At 57.9% G+C, this 16,259-nt stretch carries 16 protein-coding genes and 1 tRNA gene; 8 read left to right on the top strand and 9 right to left on the bottom strand.

Annotated features, from left to right (window positions below; genetic code table 11):
- Nucleotides 1-132: 132 nt before the first annotated feature.
- Nucleotides 133-864, bottom strand: coding sequence for a FadR/GntR family transcriptional regulator (locus ARCT_RS0113505; protein WP_027240558.1), 732 nt, complete (start codon nt 862-864; stop codon nt 133-135).
- A 299-nt stretch (nt 865-1,163) separates the two neighbouring features.
- Between ARCT_RS0113505 and ARCT_RS0113500 the strand changes: the two genes are divergently transcribed.
- The 8 genes from ARCT_RS0113500 to ARCT_RS0113465 all read left to right on the top strand — a co-directional run bounded on the left by ARCT_RS0113500 (nt 1,164) and on the right by ARCT_RS0113465 (nt 10,578).
- Nucleotides 1,164-2,267 (top strand): dimethylsulfoniopropionate demethylase, encoded by a 1,104-nt coding sequence (locus tag ARCT_RS0113500; RefSeq protein ID WP_027240557.1) that lies wholly within the window; start codon nt 1,164-1,166, stop codon nt 2,265-2,267.
- 30 nt (nt 2,268-2,297) lie between these two features.
- Entirely contained in the window at nt 2,298-3,293 is a 996-nt protein-coding gene (acuI, locus tag ARCT_RS0113495) for an acryloyl-CoA reductase (RefSeq protein WP_027240556.1), read from the top strand.
- Between the two features lie 306 nt (nt 3,294-3,599).
- A complete protein-coding gene (locus tag ARCT_RS0113490; protein ID WP_027240555.1) occupies nt 3,600-4,823 on the top strand; it encodes an aminotransferase class V-fold PLP-dependent enzyme in 1,224 nt (407 codons plus the stop codon).
- 97 nt (nt 4,824-4,920) lie between these two features.
- Nucleotides 4,921-5,361, top strand: coding sequence for a TrgA family protein (locus ARCT_RS0113485; protein WP_027240554.1), 441 nt, complete (start codon nt 4,921-4,923; stop codon nt 5,359-5,361).
- A 26-nt stretch (nt 5,362-5,387) separates the two neighbouring features.
- Nucleotides 5,388-6,512, top strand: coding sequence for an NUDIX domain-containing protein (locus ARCT_RS0113480; RefSeq protein ID WP_027240553.1), 1,125 nt, complete (start codon nt 5,388-5,390; stop codon nt 6,510-6,512).
- 70 nt (nt 6,513-6,582) lie between these two features.
- Entirely contained in the window at nt 6,583-7,617 is a 1,035-nt protein-coding gene (locus tag ARCT_RS0113475) for a cysteine synthase A (RefSeq protein ID WP_027240552.1), read from the top strand.
- The gene (locus ARCT_RS0113470; protein WP_084300863.1) at nt 7,614-10,193 is read left to right on the top strand and encodes a DUF3772 domain-containing protein; all 2,580 of its coding nucleotides are present in this window, start codon (nt 7,614-7,616) and stop codon (nt 10,191-10,193) included. Before ARCT_RS0113475 ends, ARCT_RS0113470 begins: the two co-directional genes overlap by 4 nt.
- A gap of 295 nt (nt 10,194-10,488) precedes the next feature.
- A tRNA-Ser gene (locus ARCT_RS0113465) sits at nt 10,489-10,578 on the top strand.
- A gap of 355 nt (nt 10,579-10,933) precedes the next feature.
- Here the strand turns inward: ARCT_RS0113465 and ARCT_RS0113460 are convergent.
- The 8 genes from ARCT_RS0113460 to ARCT_RS0113425 form a co-directional block, all read right to left on the bottom strand.
- Complete coding sequence (locus tag ARCT_RS0113460) at nt 10,934-11,368, bottom strand: c-type cytochrome (protein ID WP_027240550.1); 435 nt, start codon at nt 11,366-11,368, stop codon at nt 10,934-10,936.
- A gap of 199 nt (nt 11,369-11,567) precedes the next feature.
- Nucleotides 11,568-11,882 carry a copper-binding protein gene (locus ARCT_RS28870; RefSeq protein ID WP_322786420.1) on the bottom strand — a complete coding sequence of 105 codons (315 nt, stop codon included), beginning with the start codon at nt 11,880-11,882 and terminating at the stop codon, nt 11,568-11,570.
- Nucleotides 11,879-12,352 carry a cupredoxin domain-containing protein gene (locus ARCT_RS28865; RefSeq protein WP_027240548.1) on the bottom strand — a complete coding sequence of 158 codons (474 nt, stop codon included), beginning with the start codon at nt 12,350-12,352 and terminating at the stop codon, nt 11,879-11,881. The genes ARCT_RS28870 and ARCT_RS28865 overlap by 4 nt, the downstream gene beginning before the upstream one ends.
- A gap of 37 nt (nt 12,353-12,389) precedes the next feature.
- The gene (locus tag ARCT_RS0113445) at nt 12,390-13,748 is read right to left on the bottom strand and encodes a multicopper oxidase family protein (RefSeq protein ID WP_027240547.1); all 1,359 of its coding nucleotides are present in this window, start codon (nt 13,746-13,748) and stop codon (nt 12,390-12,392) included.
- Nucleotides 13,749-13,762: 14 nt separating this feature from the next.
- Nucleotides 13,763-15,226: a TolC family protein gene (locus ARCT_RS0113440; RefSeq protein WP_027240546.1), complete on the bottom strand. Its 1,464-nt coding sequence runs from the start codon at nt 15,224-15,226 to the stop codon at nt 13,763-13,765.
- 3 nt (nt 15,227-15,229) lie between these two features.
- Complete coding sequence (locus ARCT_RS0113435) at nt 15,230-15,451, bottom strand: hypothetical protein (protein ID WP_051360745.1); 222 nt, start codon at nt 15,449-15,451, stop codon at nt 15,230-15,232.
- 82 nt (nt 15,452-15,533) lie between these two features.
- Nucleotides 15,534-15,950 carry a hypothetical protein gene (locus tag ARCT_RS0113430; RefSeq protein ID WP_161631322.1) on the bottom strand — a complete coding sequence of 139 codons (417 nt, stop codon included), beginning with the start codon at nt 15,948-15,950 and terminating at the stop codon, nt 15,534-15,536.
- Between the two features lie 20 nt (nt 15,951-15,970).
- On the bottom strand, nt 15,971-16,153 hold the full coding sequence (locus ARCT_RS0113425) for a hypothetical protein (protein ID WP_027240543.1): 183 nt from the start codon (nt 16,151-16,153) through the stop codon (nt 15,971-15,973).
- Nucleotides 16,154-16,259 lie beyond the last annotated feature (106 nt).

Raw genomic sequence — 16,259 nt, 5'->3', positions numbered from 1 at the left:
GGTGCCGGGCACCGGCTCCCCCGGGATATTTATGGCCAAATGAAACATGGGTAGAATAAAGGCGCCCTGGCTGTATTGGAACAGGGCAGAGACAGGGCAGAGACAGGGGGGAGGGTCGGTAGGGATAGGGCGTCAGGGTTTGGCGGCGCGGGATTCGAAGACTTTTTGCGCCAGTTGCAGCGTTTCGGTTTCAAGTCTTGTCAAACCGTCGGAGGCCGCTGCGCCATTTCCCTGGTCGATGGCATCGGCAATCTGGCAGTGCAGCGCGACGATACGGGCGCGGTCCCGTGCGGTGAAGGTGATGATATTCATCAGCGGCTGCATGGCCTCTACTGCGCCGGCCAGTTGATAAGAAAGCACCGGGTTGGCGGCCCCGTCAACCAAAGCGCGGTGAAAGGCGACGTCAGAGGCGCAGAAGGCCTCATCTGACAGGCCGGGTTGGCCTTGGCGGAAGATTTCGGCCCGCATTGTGGCCAGATGATCGGCGCTGCGGCGGCTGGCGGATAGTGGCGCGCAGGCGCGTTCCAGCGCGTAGCGGGCTTCGCAGGCGGTCTCAAAGCTCACCTCGTTCATGCTCAGCAGCAGGGTTGACGTGGTCACTTGCTGCGCATGGGCGTCTTCGAAACTGAGGCGGTTGATGAAGGCACCGCCAGTGGCGCCCCGTTGGGTTCGGATCAGGGACTGCGCCGCCAGTCGCTTCAAGGCTTCGCGGACGGTGGGGCGCGACACGTGCAATTGATCAGCCAGTTCGGACTCTGAAGGCAGACGCTGATCAACAATTAGCTGACCGCTGATAATGGCGTCTTTTATAGCCTGGGCAATCTGCACTGAAAGATCTGCTGAACTGTTTGGATCAATCTTCATGTCAGGTCCTCGCTTTGGGGGCTGCATTTTTTATTTGTCTGACATTTAAAAGTCTGACATTTAAATTGCAAGCGGTGAGTCGGTTTCAGGTCGTTCTGGAGGAAACAATGGAAGCCATTGCGGTTTGGAGGAATAGCCGGAGAGCTGCGGTAATTTGCAGGTCTGTGCGCTTCGCCTCTGTCAGCTTCCCCCCCAGACCCAACAAGCCAATTGGGCGGTCTCCACGCTAAACTACCAGATCCGGAAAGACCTCGATCTGGTCCGAATTATTGAGTTCCCCGTTGCCAGGAGGATGAACAATGGCACTAATTTCACCGTCGCGGCGTTTGCGTAGAACCCCTTTTTCCGAAGGGGTCGAGGCTGCCAATGTTAAGGCCTATACCGTCTACAATCATATGTTGTTGCCGACGGTGTTTGAGAGTGTTGAGGCTGATTATCATCACCTTAAAAAGCATGTTCAAATCTGGGATGTGTCCTGTGAGCGCCAGGTGGAGTTGCGGGGGCCGGACGCTGGGCGTTTGATGCAGATGCTGACGCCGCGTGATCTGCGAGGCATGCTGCCGGGACAGTGCTTTTATGTGCCGATTGTTGATGAAACCGGCGGTATGCTGAATGATCCGGTTGCGGTAAAGCTGGCAGAAGACCGCTGGTGGATTTCAATTGCGGACAGCGATCTGCTGTATTGGGTCAAGGGCATTGCCAACGGCTGGCGCCTGGATGTGCTGGTGGATGAGCCGGATGTCTCACCGCTGGCGGTGCAGGGGCCCAAAGCCGAGGAGCTATTGGAGCGGGTTTTTGGCAACACCATTCGATCTATCCGGTTCTTCAGATTTGGGACTTTCCAGTTTCAGGGCCGCGATTTGGTGATTGCCCGTTCGGGCTATTCCAAACAGGGCGGGTTTGAGATCTATGTCCAGGATGCAGAAATCGGCATGCCGCTGTGGAACAAGCTGTTTGACGCAGGCCAGGACCTGAATGTGCGGGCAGGCTGTCCCAATTTGATCGAGCGTATCGAGGGCGGATTGTTAAGCTATGGCAATGACATGACCGATGACAATACGCCACATGAATGTGGACTTGGTCGGTTCTGCGACACCCATACCGCAATTGGTTGCATCGGGCGCGATGCCCTGTTGCGGGTTGCAAAAGAAGGGCCGGTTCAACAGATCCGCGCCATTTCTATTGCCGGCGACCCGGTTCCCGCCTGCACAGAGTTCTGGCCACTTTACGCGGCTGGAAAACGGGTGGGGCGGGTGTCTTCGGCGGCCTGGTCACCGGATTTCCGGACCAATGTTGCAATTGGACTGGTGCGGATGACCCATTGGGATGCGGGAACCAAACTGGAAGTCGAAACGCCTGACGGCCTGCGTGCGGCGACCGTGCGTGAAAAATTCTGGATTTGATGGTCTTATTGAGACAACGGGAGAAAGCAAATGTTCAATGCACTGATTGTGAACAAGGATGAAGACAGCGGATTGGCGACTGCCGCGGTAGAGCAGATCGATCTTGATCGGCTGCCAGAGGGAAATGTCACGGTTGCGGTTGACTATTCCACGGTGAATTACAAGGACGGGCTCTGCCTGAGCCCCAAGGGTGGCGGGCTGGTGCGAAACTATCCCCATATTCCGGGTATCGATTTTGCCGGCACCGTCGAGGCCAGCGAGGATGATCGCTACAAGCCCGGTGACAAGGTGGTTTTGACCGGCTGGCGCGTGGGCGAGGCCTATTGGGGCGGCTACACGCAAAAGGCCCGGGTCAAGGCGGATTGGCTGGTGCCGCTGCCTGCGGGGCTTGATACGCGTCAGGCAATGGCCGTTGGCACCGCTGGTTTTACGGCCATGCTGGCGGTGATGGCGCTGGAGGATCACGGCATGAAACCCGGGCAGGGGCCGGTTCTGGTGACCGGTGCCGCAGGGGGCGTTGGCTCGGTGGCAACAGCTATTCTGGCCAATCTTGGCTATGAGGTCGCGGCTGTCACCGGACGCCCCGAAACCGAGGAATATTTGCGCAGCTTGGGGGCGACGCAGATTGTGGCACGTGATGCGCTGAACGAAACGGTCAAGCGCCCGCTGGAGAGCGAGACCTGGGCGGGCTGTGTTGATGCGGTTGGCGGTGAGATGCTGGCGCGGGTGCTGGGCCAGATGAAATATGGCGCTTCGGTTGCGGCTGTTGGACTGGCGGGTGGTGCTGGCCTGCCGGCAACTGTGATCCCGTTCCTGTTGCGGGGGGTGAACCTGCTGGGCATCGATTCCGTGATGCAACCCTATGACAATCGGCTGCGGGCCTGGGAGCGGCTGGCGACAGATCTGCCGATGGAGAAGCTGGAGGCGATGATCAAGCCAGCTGTGCTTTCGGATTTGTCGCAGTTGGGTGCGGATATTCTGAAGGGCCAGGTACAGGGCCGGGTCGTGGTTGATGTGAACGCCTGATCCCAGTTTAGCCGCCAGTTGCCCTGCCAGTTGCCCTGTCTGTTGGGCAGCCCTTTGGGCAGTCTGGCGCGCAGCTGCTGAGGATAGATTAAACGGCGCCCCCTGCTGCAGTTGGGGGGCGTCGGCGATCTGGTGACGAATGACTGCGACCTAGCTAACATGGGTTTCGGGTGTTGTTTGGAACACCAATCGCCTGTCCTGATCCTTTGTCTTTCCCTCCAGCCTTGACCTCTTGCCATTGGGTCGGCATCCATTGCTGTTAACAACATTGGCGACGGGGCCGGGGAGCGGAATTGGGGAATGAGCATGACGCTGGATATTGATTTTGTACGCGGGCAGTTTCCTGCCTTTCAGGAACCAAGCCTGCAGGGACAGGCGTTTTTTGAAAATGCGGGCGGCTCTTATACCTGTACCCAGGTGATCGACCGGCTGACGCGGTACTATACGCAGCGCATAGTTCAGCCCTATGGCCCCTACGAGGCGTCGCGGCTGGCAGGGGCTGAAATGGACGAGGCCCGCCAGCGGTTGGCTGCGCTGATGGGGGTTGAGACCGACGAGGTGAGCTTTGGCCCCTCCACAACGCAAAACACCTATGTTTTGGCGCAGGCCTTTCGGCAGCTTTTGCAGCCGGGCGAAGCCATTATTGTGACCAATCAGGATCATGAGGCCAATACCGGCCCCTGGCGGCGTTTGGCCGATGAGGGGATCGAGATCCGCGAATGGAAAATTGATCCGCAGACCGGGCATCTTGACCCTGCAAAACTGGAGACCCTGCTGGACGAAAAGGTTCGTTTGGTGTGTTTTCCGCAGTGTTCCAATGTTGTGGGTGAGATCAACCCGGTGACCGAGATTACCGCGCTCTCGCATGCGGCAGGGGCCTTTGTCTGCGTCGATGGGGTCTCGTATGCGCCCCATGGATTGCCCAATGTTGGCGATCTTGGCCCCGATATCTATCTGTTTTCCGCCTATAAAACCTACGGCCCCCATCAGGGGGTGATGGTGATGCGGCGTGAGCTCGGCGCGCTGCTTCCCAATCAGGGGCATTTTTTCAACGGTGATTGCCTGTACAAACGCTTTACCCCGGCGGGGCCGGATCATGCGCAGGTTGCTGCCAGCGCCGGTATGGCAGACTATTTTGATGCCCTCTGTGATCATCATGGTGGTCCCGCCGATGGGGCAGCGGCGCGGGCATCTTTTGTGCATGATCTGATGCGCGGGCATGAGATTGCGCTGCTTCAGCCGCTGCTGGATGCGGTAAAGGATCGCAATGATCTGCGCCTGCTGGGCCCCAGCGAGGCCGCTAAGCGAGCGCCAACCGTGGCGCTGGCACTGAACCGCCCGGCGCTGGCGGTCGCGGCACAGCTGGCGGAGCAGGGGATCATGGCGGGAGGCGGTGATTTTTATGCTGTGCGTGCGCTCTCTGCGATGGGCGTTGATCCCCAAGAGGGGGTCTTGCGGTTGAGTTTCACCCATTACACCAGCCGTTCCGAAGTGGATAAATTGATCACTGCACTTGATCAGGTGTTGTAAGCTGATCTGTCAGATCAGACGGACTGTTAAACAAGACTGGGTCTGGGGCGCGTATTTGCCCTGACCCGTGTTCTCAACCTCAAGGATGATCTCCGCAATGCCGACCGCCGCCCGCCTTGTTGCCGCTCTTTGCCTGGGACTGCTTGCCCTTGTTGTCTCCTGGCAGGTGGTGCCATTGATGCCCGAAGGAACCGATTTTGGGTATTTTTTCCACATCAATGTCATTCTCGGTGTGTTGACCGGCTGGATATTTATGGGGCGGCGGGTTGGTCATGGCCTGGTGCCAGCCATTAACAACGGGTTGACCGGCGCGGCTGTGATGGTGCTGTGGGCCCTGTTCATTCAAGGCGCCTGGGAGATGTTCGACCGCGCCATGCGCAATCGGTATGGCGGGCCTTTTGACGCCTTGTTGGCAATTTTGACCCTGTCGCTGGAATACTTTTTTGTTATTGCGGTACCATCGGTTTTACTGCCCCTGATTATTGGCGGCTGTCTGGCTGGGCTACTGGCTGAAAGCACAGATAAGCGCTGGCCATAATTAGACTTAACAATGGGTTAAAAGGCGTGGTTGATCTATTTTTCTACGGCACTCTTCGCTATGTGCCGCTGCTAGAGCTGGTGTTGGGCCGTGGCTGCGCGGGTTTGGATATCACTGAGGTCAGCCTGGCTGATCATGGGGTCTATGCGGTCCGCGACCAGATTTTTCCAATGATCGCGCAGGCCAGCGGAGAAACCGCCACCGGGCTATTGGTGCGCGGGTTGAGCCCCGCGGATCTGGCGGCGCTGGATTTCTACGAAGGGGGCTTTGACTATGCGTTGCGGCCCATCATTGTCAAACTGCCCTCTGGGGAAGACGCTGCTGCGCGGGTTTATTTTCCAGCGCCCGGCCAATGGCAGCCCGCCGTGCCTTGGGATCTGGAGGCCTGGATTGCCCAGTCCGGGGCCTTGACGCTGCGCGCGGCAGAAGAGGTCATGGCCTATCAGGGGCGGATGACCGCTGAGCAGATGCGCAGGTCTCTGCCGTCGATCCGTCGCCGCGCCTCTGCCTGGCTGATGGCGCAGTCCAGAACCGAAGATCCGGCGCATGATCTGTCACAGGATGTGCAGGTTGAGAGCCACAAACGCGCCTATATGAACTTTTTTGCGATGGAGGAGATGGATCTCAGGTTCCGCCGCTATGATGGAACCATGAGCCCCTCGGTCAATCGAGGCGTGGCGCTGGTGGGGCGGGCGTCGGTGGTTTTGCCCTATGATCCGCTGCGCGATCAGGTGCTATTGGTCGAGCAGTTCCGGGCGGCCACCTTTATTGCTGGCGAAAAACGCCCCTGGATGTGGGAACCGGTGGCAGGGCTGATTGACCCTGGCGAAACCCCGGAACAGACCGCATGTCGCGAAGCGGTGGAGGAGGCCGGTGTGACGATCTCGCAGTTGGAAAGGGTGACGCAAGCCTACCCTTCCAGTGGTGCGTTAGGAGAGTTTATTTATATTTTTGTGGGCCTTACGGATCTTTCTTGCATCAGTGGCGGCGGTGGAGTTGCCGGTGAAAACGAGGATCTGCGCAGCGAGATCCTCAGCTTTGACGCCTTGATGCAGGGGATTGATGATCACCACTATCAGGACATGCCGCTGATCACCGCAGGGCTTTGGCTGTCTCGTCACCGTGAACGGCTGCGCGCAGAGCTGCGCTAACCGCCGCTTCCCATCTTGTAGAGCTCTGCCCCCTTGGTTACATCTTGGGGGAATGATCGAAAGGGATACCATGCGCATTGCACGCGATCTGGCCGACGCCATTGGCCACACTCCTCTGATCCGTCTGAACCGCGTCAGCGATGAGACCGGATGTGAAATTCTGGGCAAGGCGGAGTTCATGAACCCCGGTCAATCGGTCAAAGACCGGGCGGCGCTTTATATTATCAAGGATGCGATTGCGCGTGGTGAACTAAAGCCGGGCGGAACCATTGTCGAAGGCACGGCCGGCAATACGGGTATTGGCCTGGCGCTGGTGGGGGCCTCGATGGGGTTCAAAACCGTGATCGTGATCCCGGAAACCCAGTCCGAAGAGAAAAAGGACATGCTGCGTCTGGCTGGGGCCCAGCTGGTGCAGGTGCCTGCGGCGCCCTATCGCAACCCAAACAATTTTGTGCGCTACTCTGAGCGGCTGGCGAATGAGCTTGCCAAAACCGAACCCAATGGCGCGATCTGGGCCAATCAGTTCGACAATATCGCCAACAAACAGGCGCATGTTGAAACCACCGGCCCCGAAATCTGGGAGCAGACCGGTGGCAATGTGGATGGCTTTACCTGCGCGGTTGGCTCGGGCGGGACCCTGGCGGGGGTCGCCGAATGCCTGCAGCCCAAGGGCGTGAAGATTGCCCTGGCCGATCCGATGGGGGCGGGGCTTTATTCCTATTACACCACTGGCGAGATCGTCATGGAGGGATCCTCGATTGCCGAAGGTATCGGCCAGGTGCGGATCACCAAGAACCTGGAAGGGTTGAAGCCCGACTTCAACTATCAGATCTCGGACACAGAGGCGCTGCCCTTTGTCTTTGACCTGTTGCATGACGAGGGCCTGGTTCTGGGGGGATCCTCGGCGATCAATATCGCTGGGGCTGTGCGTATGGCCAAGGACATGGGACCGGGCAATACCATTGTGACTGTCCTGTGTGACTACGGAACCCGCTATCAGTCAAAACTGTTCAACCCAGAGTTCCTGCGCGAAAAGGACCTGCCGGTGCCCGACTGGATGACCCATACACCAGCCTCAATTCCGGGCGTCTTTGAGGACGTATGACCATCGCGCTCCGGCAGTCTGCCCGTGTCAACTGTGAGGCCGCAACCTTGTGGTCTCACACCCTCGTGACGCGGTTGATTGCCGCTTTTGCCTTTTGGCTTGCTGTTGCAGTGCTGGGCAGCCTGGCCGTTTCCGGACCTGTCTTGGCACAGGTGACGGCGCAGGTGACGGCGCAGCAACAGAGCTACATGCAGGAGTGGGAAAGCACCGCCCTGCGGGCCGAGCAGTCGATTGAAAGCAGACGTGCCTCAAGCGCCGCCTTTGAGCAGCTACGCAAGGAACTGACGAGTTTTCGTCAGGACTTTCAGGTCGAAAAAAGCAAAAACAAGCAGCGTATTCAAACGCTGACAAATCAGATTGCAGCGCTTGGGGCTGCCCCCGCTGACGGGGCGACGGAACCTGAAGACATCGCCACGCTGCGAAATCAACTGACTGCCCAGCTCAATCAGCTGAAAGTCCCGCGCGTTATCGCAGAAGCGGCCTTTAGTCGTGCGGATGGGTTGATCAGTGAAGTTGACAGTATCATTCGCGAACGCCGCACCAAGCATCTGTTGCAGCGCGGCCCGTCTCCTTTGAACCCTGAGCTCTGGCCAGATGCTCTGGCGGCCCTGTCCTGGGCTGGGCGGACCCTGTGGTTTGAGACCAAGTCACAGATCGGGAGCGATACCACAGTTGAGAAGATCTGGGATGGCTTTCCAGAAATTCTGCTGTTGGTCTTGCTTGGCGGTTTCCTGCTGCTGCGCGGGCGCCCCTGGGCGCGGGCGATGGGGGATCATCTGCGCGGCCTTGGTGCCCGTGGCACGGGGGTGTGGACCTTTATCGTCTCGCTGTTGCAGGTTGCCCTGCCGTTGCTCGGAATCCTATTGCTGACAACCTCTTTGGAGGTGGCGGGCATTCTTGGGGTGCGGGGCACCCTGATGCTCGAGCACCTGCCAGGATGGGCTCTGATCCTGTTCGCATTCCATTGGCTTGGCGATCAGCTGTTCAAAGCTCCGGGAGAGGTCAGCCTGGTGCCTTTTGCGGTGGTGCGGCGCGGAGAAGCCCGCCTGATGATCGACCTCTGGGCGGTTATTCTGGTGCTGCAGGATGTCCTGTACGAGCTCTACCAGCTGGAAAAAACCTCAGTGGATACTCAGTCGGTGCTGAGCTTTCCTTTGATTGTTGCTGCGGCTCTGGTGTTTTATCGGTTGAACACGCTTGGGGTGGCACAGGGGAGACCGGTACAGGCTGGATTGGCTCCGGGCGCAGCGGATAAATCCGAGCGCGACCCGGAACAGGAAACGCGTATCTCGATCGGAGCCAACCGGCTGTTTGATGTGGTGCGGCGCGGAGCTTTCTTTCTGGGGTTTGCAGCTCCGGTTCTTGCGGCGGTTGGCTATGTCAATGCCGCCGAGGCCTTGATCTACCCGGCTATTTTGACCTTGCTGCTTTTGGCGGTACTCTTTGTTGTGCAGCGTTTTGCCGGGGATCTTTATGGGTTTGTGTCAGGGCAGGGGGAGGCCGCGCGCGACTCGCTTGTTCTGGTGGCCGTTGGATTTACCCTCTCTTTGATCGCCCTGCCTTTGCTGTCGTTGATCTGGGGCGCCCGGGTTGCCGATATGACCGAACTCTGGTCGACCTTTCTGGCGGGGTTTCAGATCGGTGATACCCAAATCTCTCCGGTTGCCTTCCTGAGTTTTGTTGTGGTTTTTGCCTTTGGCTATGGGGTGACACGGGTTGTGCAGAGCACGCTGCGTACCTCATTATTGCCCAAAACTAATATCGACCCTGGTGGGCAGAATGCCATCGTTTCCGGCTTGGGCTATGTTGGCATCTTCCTGGCGGCGCTTGTGGCGATCTCGATGGCGGGCCTGGATCTGTCATCCCTGGCGATTGTGGCCGGGGCCTTGTCGGTGGGGATCGGCTTTGGTTTGCAAACCATCGTGTCGAATTTTGTCTCTGGTATCATCCTGCTGATCGAACGGCCGATTTCCAAGGGGGATTGGATCGAAGTGGGCGGGTTGATGGGCTATGTCCGCGACATCTCGGTGCGCTCGACCCGGATCGAGACCTTTGATCGCAGCGATGTGATTGTGCCAAATTCGGATCTGATCACCGGGACCGTTACCAACTACACCCGTGGCAATACGGTTGGCCGGGTGATTGTCCCTGTTGGGGTGGCCTATGGCACCGATCCGCGCCGCGTAGAGGCCATCCTGAATGAGATTGCTCAATCCCACCCGATGGTGCTGCTGAAACCGGCGCCCAGCGTGATCTTCCAAGGCTTTGGGGCGGATAGTCTCGACTTTGAGATCCGCGCCATTTTGCGGGATGTGAACTGGGTCTTGTCGGTGAAATCCGATCTCAACTACGAGATCGCGGCGCGCTTTGCTGCGGAAGAGATTGAAATTCCCTTTGCCCAGCGTGATCTTTGGATCCGCAATCCAGAGGCGCTGGTGGCTGAAAGAACCAAAGATGCGGTCGCTGATCAGGCCGCCACCAGCGCGGTTTCAGAGGCCACCACAGATCTGACACAGCCGGACCTTGGGGATCTTCAGGGCGGCGAAGAGGATGGCGCGGCAGATTCTGACCGTTAGCTTTGCTGTGCCGACAGGGCCTGTGGGCCCAGAGCTGGAACTGCTACTGTAACTGTCACGGAGGGGGCAGAACCCGCAGGCCTGGGGCAGGCCCCGGGTTGGATGCGAGGGACCACCCCCTGCAGGCGCTGGATTAGCAGGCCTGGGAACGGCACAAAAAGGCAAAGCACGTCCCCCCGGGATCTCCCTATATCTGCCTGTATCTGCTTGATTGAAAAAGCTTTTGAAAAAGGTGAGTTTTTTGTCAGAACGGGCCTTGCATTTCCTTTTCTGATCGGTCAAAAGTCCGCCTAACGGAGAGGTGGCCGAGTGGTCGAAGGCGCACGCCTGGAAAGTGTGTAGGCGGGAGACCGTCTCCAGGGTTCGAATCCCTGTCTCTCCGCCATAATCTTATTTTGGCAAGAAAGCCCCACTAACACCTTGAATTTATAGGTGGTTTTTTGGGTGTTCGAAGTCCTTCACTCCACGCGCCCTCCAGCGGTGTCAGCGCATCGGTGACGGTGGCGGGCGCCTTGCTTGCCACATGGCCTGCGGTCGGTCCGTTGGCTTTGATCTCGCGCAGGGGCTGGACAAACACCTATCTTCGATAGCCCAGGCGTGCTGCGGCGCAGGGGCCACTGCACGGTGCCGCGAAAGACCTGTGTGGACAGCTCCTGCATAGCACGCATATTTGAAGCAATTTCGCACGGGTCAGAAGCAGAGGTTTGGAGAGGGCCTTGGGCTGGGTCTCCGATGGGTCGCTACTCAATCCCGTTGGTCCTTTGTAGTTCACGTATATAGTGAATGACGCTTTTTACATCGCCGTCTGTGAGGCCGCCTTGTTTGGGCATATTGCCAAAATTCCAATGGTGCGCCTGTACCCCGTATTGCACCGCCCGCATAAAGGCTGCGTCTGCGTGGTGTGAGGGTTCGTAGATCTTGTGTACCAGCGGCGGCCCCATGCCGTTTCGCCCTGCAGCGTTCTGGCCATGGCAGTTGGCACAAGCCGCGTCGAATATTTGTTTTCCCACCTGCGCCGATGCTGTGAACGTGTCGGCTATCCGGACGCTGACAATTGGCCCCCCGGCGACCTGAGCGGATGCGGGCGGAGCTGCCTCATCTGTATCATGTGACAAAGCATATATTGCGGCGGCTCCAATGGCGGCGACCAAAGCAATTGATAAGGAGGTGTTCATTTTGGCTTCTTTCTTCTGTTTTCTGTACGATTATCGGGATGCCTAAGCGATTGTCTTTTGATAGATAATTTTGGCCAAAACGGCCTGTAGACACTGCGTTCAGGCGGTTTTTCCGCTGGGAAAAACGGTAGCGTTTAGAGCCTCCCACCGGCGCAAATCGCGTAGGTGGGAGGCCCGAGCGGGACCTCCCGTGAGTTGCCTATCTCAGCTCAGTCACGGTGAGCCTGCCTTTGATCCTTTCGGCGACGAACTCTATTTCCTGCCCTGCTTCCAGTTGGTCGAGCATGTCTTTTTCGGCCAGCCGGAAAACCATGGTCATGGCGGGCATGTCCAGATCCACCAGTTCTTCGTGAATAATTGTAACCTTGCCGGACCTGGGATCGACCTTTTTAACCGTGCCTTTGGTAAAGGTTCCAGCCATGCTACTGGCGGCAAAACCTACAGCAAGCATGAGCGCCGTTGCGGCTAGTTTTATGGTTTTCATGATCCGTTTTCCTTCGATTGTGATCTTCATTTCACCACCACCGGGCCATGCATGCCGGATTCGTAGTGACCAGGGATCAGGCATGCGAATTCAAAGGTGCCGCTGTTGGAAAAGGTCCAGACGACCTCTGCTTGCGCACCGGCATCAAGCCGCACTGAGTTTGGGTCATCGTGTTCCATGTCCATTTTGGCCATCATTTCCTTGTGCAGGAGGTTTCGCGGGGCGGTATCCAATACAAATTCATGCTCCAACTCACCGGCGTTGGTGATTGTGAACTTGACCGTTTCACCTTTGGCAAAAGAGAAGTTTCGGGGCTCAAACAGCATTTCGCCGTCGTCAGTCTCTTGCATCGAGACTTTGATTTCGCGGTCAACGTGATGTGCGTCACCGGGTTTGCCGACCTCCATTCCATCGCCGTGCCCGCCGCCATGCGTGCCAGATGCAAAGGCAGGGCCAGCAAGGAGTGCGGCGATGACTACTGTCGAAAGGATTGTTTTCATGGGTGTTTCCTCATTGTGTATAAAGAGACCTGGGGCGCTAGCCTTTGGTGGTTGGTTTTGGGGTGATCTGTGTTTGTGCCGTGTCTGCACGTGCAAACTCCGGTAGCTCTCCGGTCCATTCGTAGGCCTGAGTGCCGGGCGGGTTTTGATACCAGCCGGGGTCGCTGTAATCGTCTGATCCAATGCCGTCGCGCACCTTCACAACCGAAAACATGCCGCCCATTTCCAAGGGGCCGTGGGGCCCCCAGCCAGCCATCATCGGGACGGTATTGTCCGGCAGGGGCATCGACATTTCCCCCATGTCGGCCATGCCAGCCGTGCCCATGGGCATGTATTCCGGCTGCAACGCGCGGATCTGACCTGTCAGCTTGCTTTTGTTGGCACCGATGAACGTGGGGACATCGTGGCCCATCGCATTCATGGTGTGGTGCGATTTGTGGCAATGAATGGCCCAGTCGCCTAAGTGGTCCGCCACAAACTCATATGCGCGCATCGCGCCAACCGGGATATCGATCGACACCTCTGGCCATTGCGCAGTTTCCGGTACCCAGCCGCCATCGGTGCAGGTGACCTTGAAGTCATAGCCATGCATGTGGATCGGGTGGTTGGTCATGGTCAGATTGCCAACCCGCACCCTTACCTTGTCACCCTTGTTGACAACCAGCGGATCAATATCGGGGAAGATCCGGCTGTTCCATGTCCACAGGTTGAAATCGGTCATGGTCATGATACGCGGAACAAATGTGCCCGGATCAATGTCAAAGGCATTGAGCATGATCAGGAAATCGCGATCTACCCGCATGAAATCAGGGTCTTTGGGATGCACAATGAACATTCCCATCATGCCCATGGCCATTTGCACCATTTCATCCGCATGTGGATGATACATGAAGGTGCCAGATTTGGTCAGATTGAACTCGTAGATAAAGGTCTTGCCCGGGGGAATGCCGGGATGGCTGAGCCCGCCCACACCGTCCATGCCGGACGGCAGGATCAGCCCGTGCCAATGCACGGTTGTGTGCTCTGGCAGCTTGTTGGTGACATAGATACGGACCCGGTCACCCTCGACCGCCTCGATTGTGGGGCCGGTGGATTGGCCGTTGTAGCCCCATAGATGTGCGGTCATGCCATCGGCCAGCTCTCTTTCTACCGGTTCGGCAATCAGGTGAAATTCCTTCACCCCGTTGTTCATGCGAAACGGAAGTGTCCAACCGTTCAGGGTCACCACCGGATTGTAATCAGTCCCGGTTGAGGGCGCTTTGGGGGGCTGTGTTGCTGCTGTATCCATCAGGGCGGCTTCAGGAAGACCCATGTTGGTGGTCTTGCCCCAGGCCTGGGACGAGACAAGCGCAGCACCTGCCGCACCGGCGCCTAGAATTTGACGTCTGTTCATCATCTTGGTTGATCCTTTTAATGGGCTGGGCTGCCGCCGCTGGCGATCTCTGCGCCGGCGTCGCGCATCGCGGCCGAGCCCGCGCCGCCGCCATAAATCGCGGTATTCACATTTGCCTGTGCCAGCCAGAAATCGCGTTTGGCGTTTGCTGCTTGCAGAGCACTGGACAGTCTGTCCCGCAGATCAGTCAGCAGTTCGAATGTATTGGTGATCATGCCGTTGTAGCTAAGCAGACCTTCTTCTTCGATGGATTTGCGCAGGGGCAGGACAACGTCGCGGTAGTGCTGTGCGATTTCAAACGACGCGTGATAGGCTAATTCGGCGCTGCGCGCTTCAGAGCGCACATTCACAGCCCGTTCGGCCAGCTGATTGGCAGCCTGCATATAAGACAGTTCCGCCTTGCGCATGCGGGCTTTGCCCTGATCAAAGATCGGAATGGCAAACTCCAGCTCCAGTTGCGGCCGGGTGTCCGTATGCGTGGCCCCGTCCTGGCGCTCACGTTCTGCTTCAAACCCTGCAATCAGCTCCAGGTCTGTCACCAACCGGGTCTGATCTGTCAGCCCAAAGGCGCGCGCCTGCGCTTCAAGCCCGATTTGTGCAACCTTCAGGTCGACCCGGTTCTGCAAAGCGGCGGCCTCGATTGACGCGACCCTGGGCAAGGATCGCGGCAGGGCTGGCAAGGCGTCCGGCACATAGTAGCGCGCATCCCCGCCCCAAAGTCCCATCAGTCGGGTCAGCTCTTCCTTGGCCAATGAGGCTTCAAGCCGCGCACGCGCAACTTGGCCGGCCAGCTCTGCCTGAAAGGCAAACTCGCGGGCTTGGCCAGCCTTGTTCAAAGCCCCGGTTTTGCCCAGCTGACTGGCCAGTTCGGCGCTTGCATCAGCGGTTTCCCTTGCCTTGCGCAGATAGCTCAGCCGTTCAAAGGCGGCGACAGAATTGATCCAGGCCCGTCGGGTTTCGCCCGCCAGCATCAGCGTTTCCTGCACGGCGGCAAGCTGCGCCTGCTGAAACTGTGCTTTGGCAACTGCGATGCGTTGCTTTCTGGTCCTGGTATCCAGAAGATTGACGGCAATGGTGGATTCCAACGCCCGGTACAAGCCAAGCTCCGGCGCGCCAATGCCGAACAAACCAAGGGATACAACCGGGTTTTCGGGTGTCATCTGCTGCCAGACCTCTGCCGCCGACAGCCCGGCACGCGCATAGGCTGCCTGCAAACCCTTGTTGTTCAGCAGGGCCGCCTGCACTGCGGTATCGGCTGATATGGTCTTGCCAAGCACCAATTCGCGCACTTCTTGGCTCAGGGCTTCGTTCTGGGTTTGGCTACGGGCAAAGGCCGTGCGCGTGCCAATTGCGTTTTGCGTTTGATCAGCGATGGCTTGAAAGCCAAGGGTTTCATTGGTGTATTGTTCCGGGACACCTGTTGAACAGGCGGCCAAAGCCAGGGGGCCTGCCAGCACGACAGGCAAAATTCTACGTTTCATCTGTCAGCCCTCCGTCTGCGCATCATTGACCGCGCGCCAAGAGGCCGGCCCTGTGGGGGCGTGGGGCTCGAATCCGGCAAAGGGGGATTGATACCCCAGCGCCCGATAGGGGCCAGACTGGGCGGCGACACGGTTCAGCGCCTCGGTTTCGGGAAGCGCAGCGGGAGTCATCGCGCATGCACCCAGCAACAGGGCGCTTGCCCCGGCCAGAAGTGAAGTTTTCATGTGTTTTTCCTGAGATAGGTCAGCGAAAACCCAGCGCATCGGCGCAGGATTGGTTTACGCACCGCAAAAGCGGTTCAAGATCTCAGGTTTTGGGCGGGCGAAGGTGCGTAATCAGGTCCAGTGAAGGAAGCTTGGCCTCGGCCACAGTCCAGCGGATCACATACTGCTGGAATACATGGCACGACTGGATCATCAGCACATCCAGCGCCACACAGGCGCCCGGACAACAGCTGGCAGAGTCTGCAGGGAGTGTTTGGTTATTGCCACTTCCATCATGAGACGCCTGTTCCGCGCCCATGAGATCAACTGCCGTCATCACCATGGTTTTGGGGCTGTGATGGCCAGAAACGGTATGCGCCGCAGATGGCAACGACAAGCCAAGCACAAGGATGACTGCAAATGCTGCAGTGGCCTTACCCAGGCGAAGTATCAATGCCAAACATGTCATGCCATAACTCATACGAATGGCGGCTTTAGCGTCAAGACACGATTGATACATGCCCAATATAAAGTTGTATGTTACAGATTTTGCTTGGTTTTTTTTCTGTGGCGCACCGGTTTTTCATATGAACCTTCCAGCGCTGGAATATGGGGCGACATCAGAAGTGTTTGAGAATCAATGGCTAAATGCGGTGCCTCAAACCGGGGTAAGGAACCGCATTCATCGCCAATAGTGGGTTCTGTACGGATGTTGGCTTTCAATCAGGGCCTTCAAGGCTGGCATAACGGGCACTGCAGGTGGCCGCTGGAGCAAGGTCTTCACGCACAAATGTGGTTTCAAATTGAAGCCGGTTTTGCCAGAAGCGCA

The organism is Pseudophaeobacter arcticus DSM 23566 (assembly GCF_000473205.1).
GTDB lineage: Bacteria > Pseudomonadota > Alphaproteobacteria > Rhodobacterales > Rhodobacteraceae > Pseudophaeobacter > Pseudophaeobacter arcticus.
Note: the sequence above shows the minus strand (reverse complement) of the source record. Positions and strands in the feature narration are given on the sequence as shown.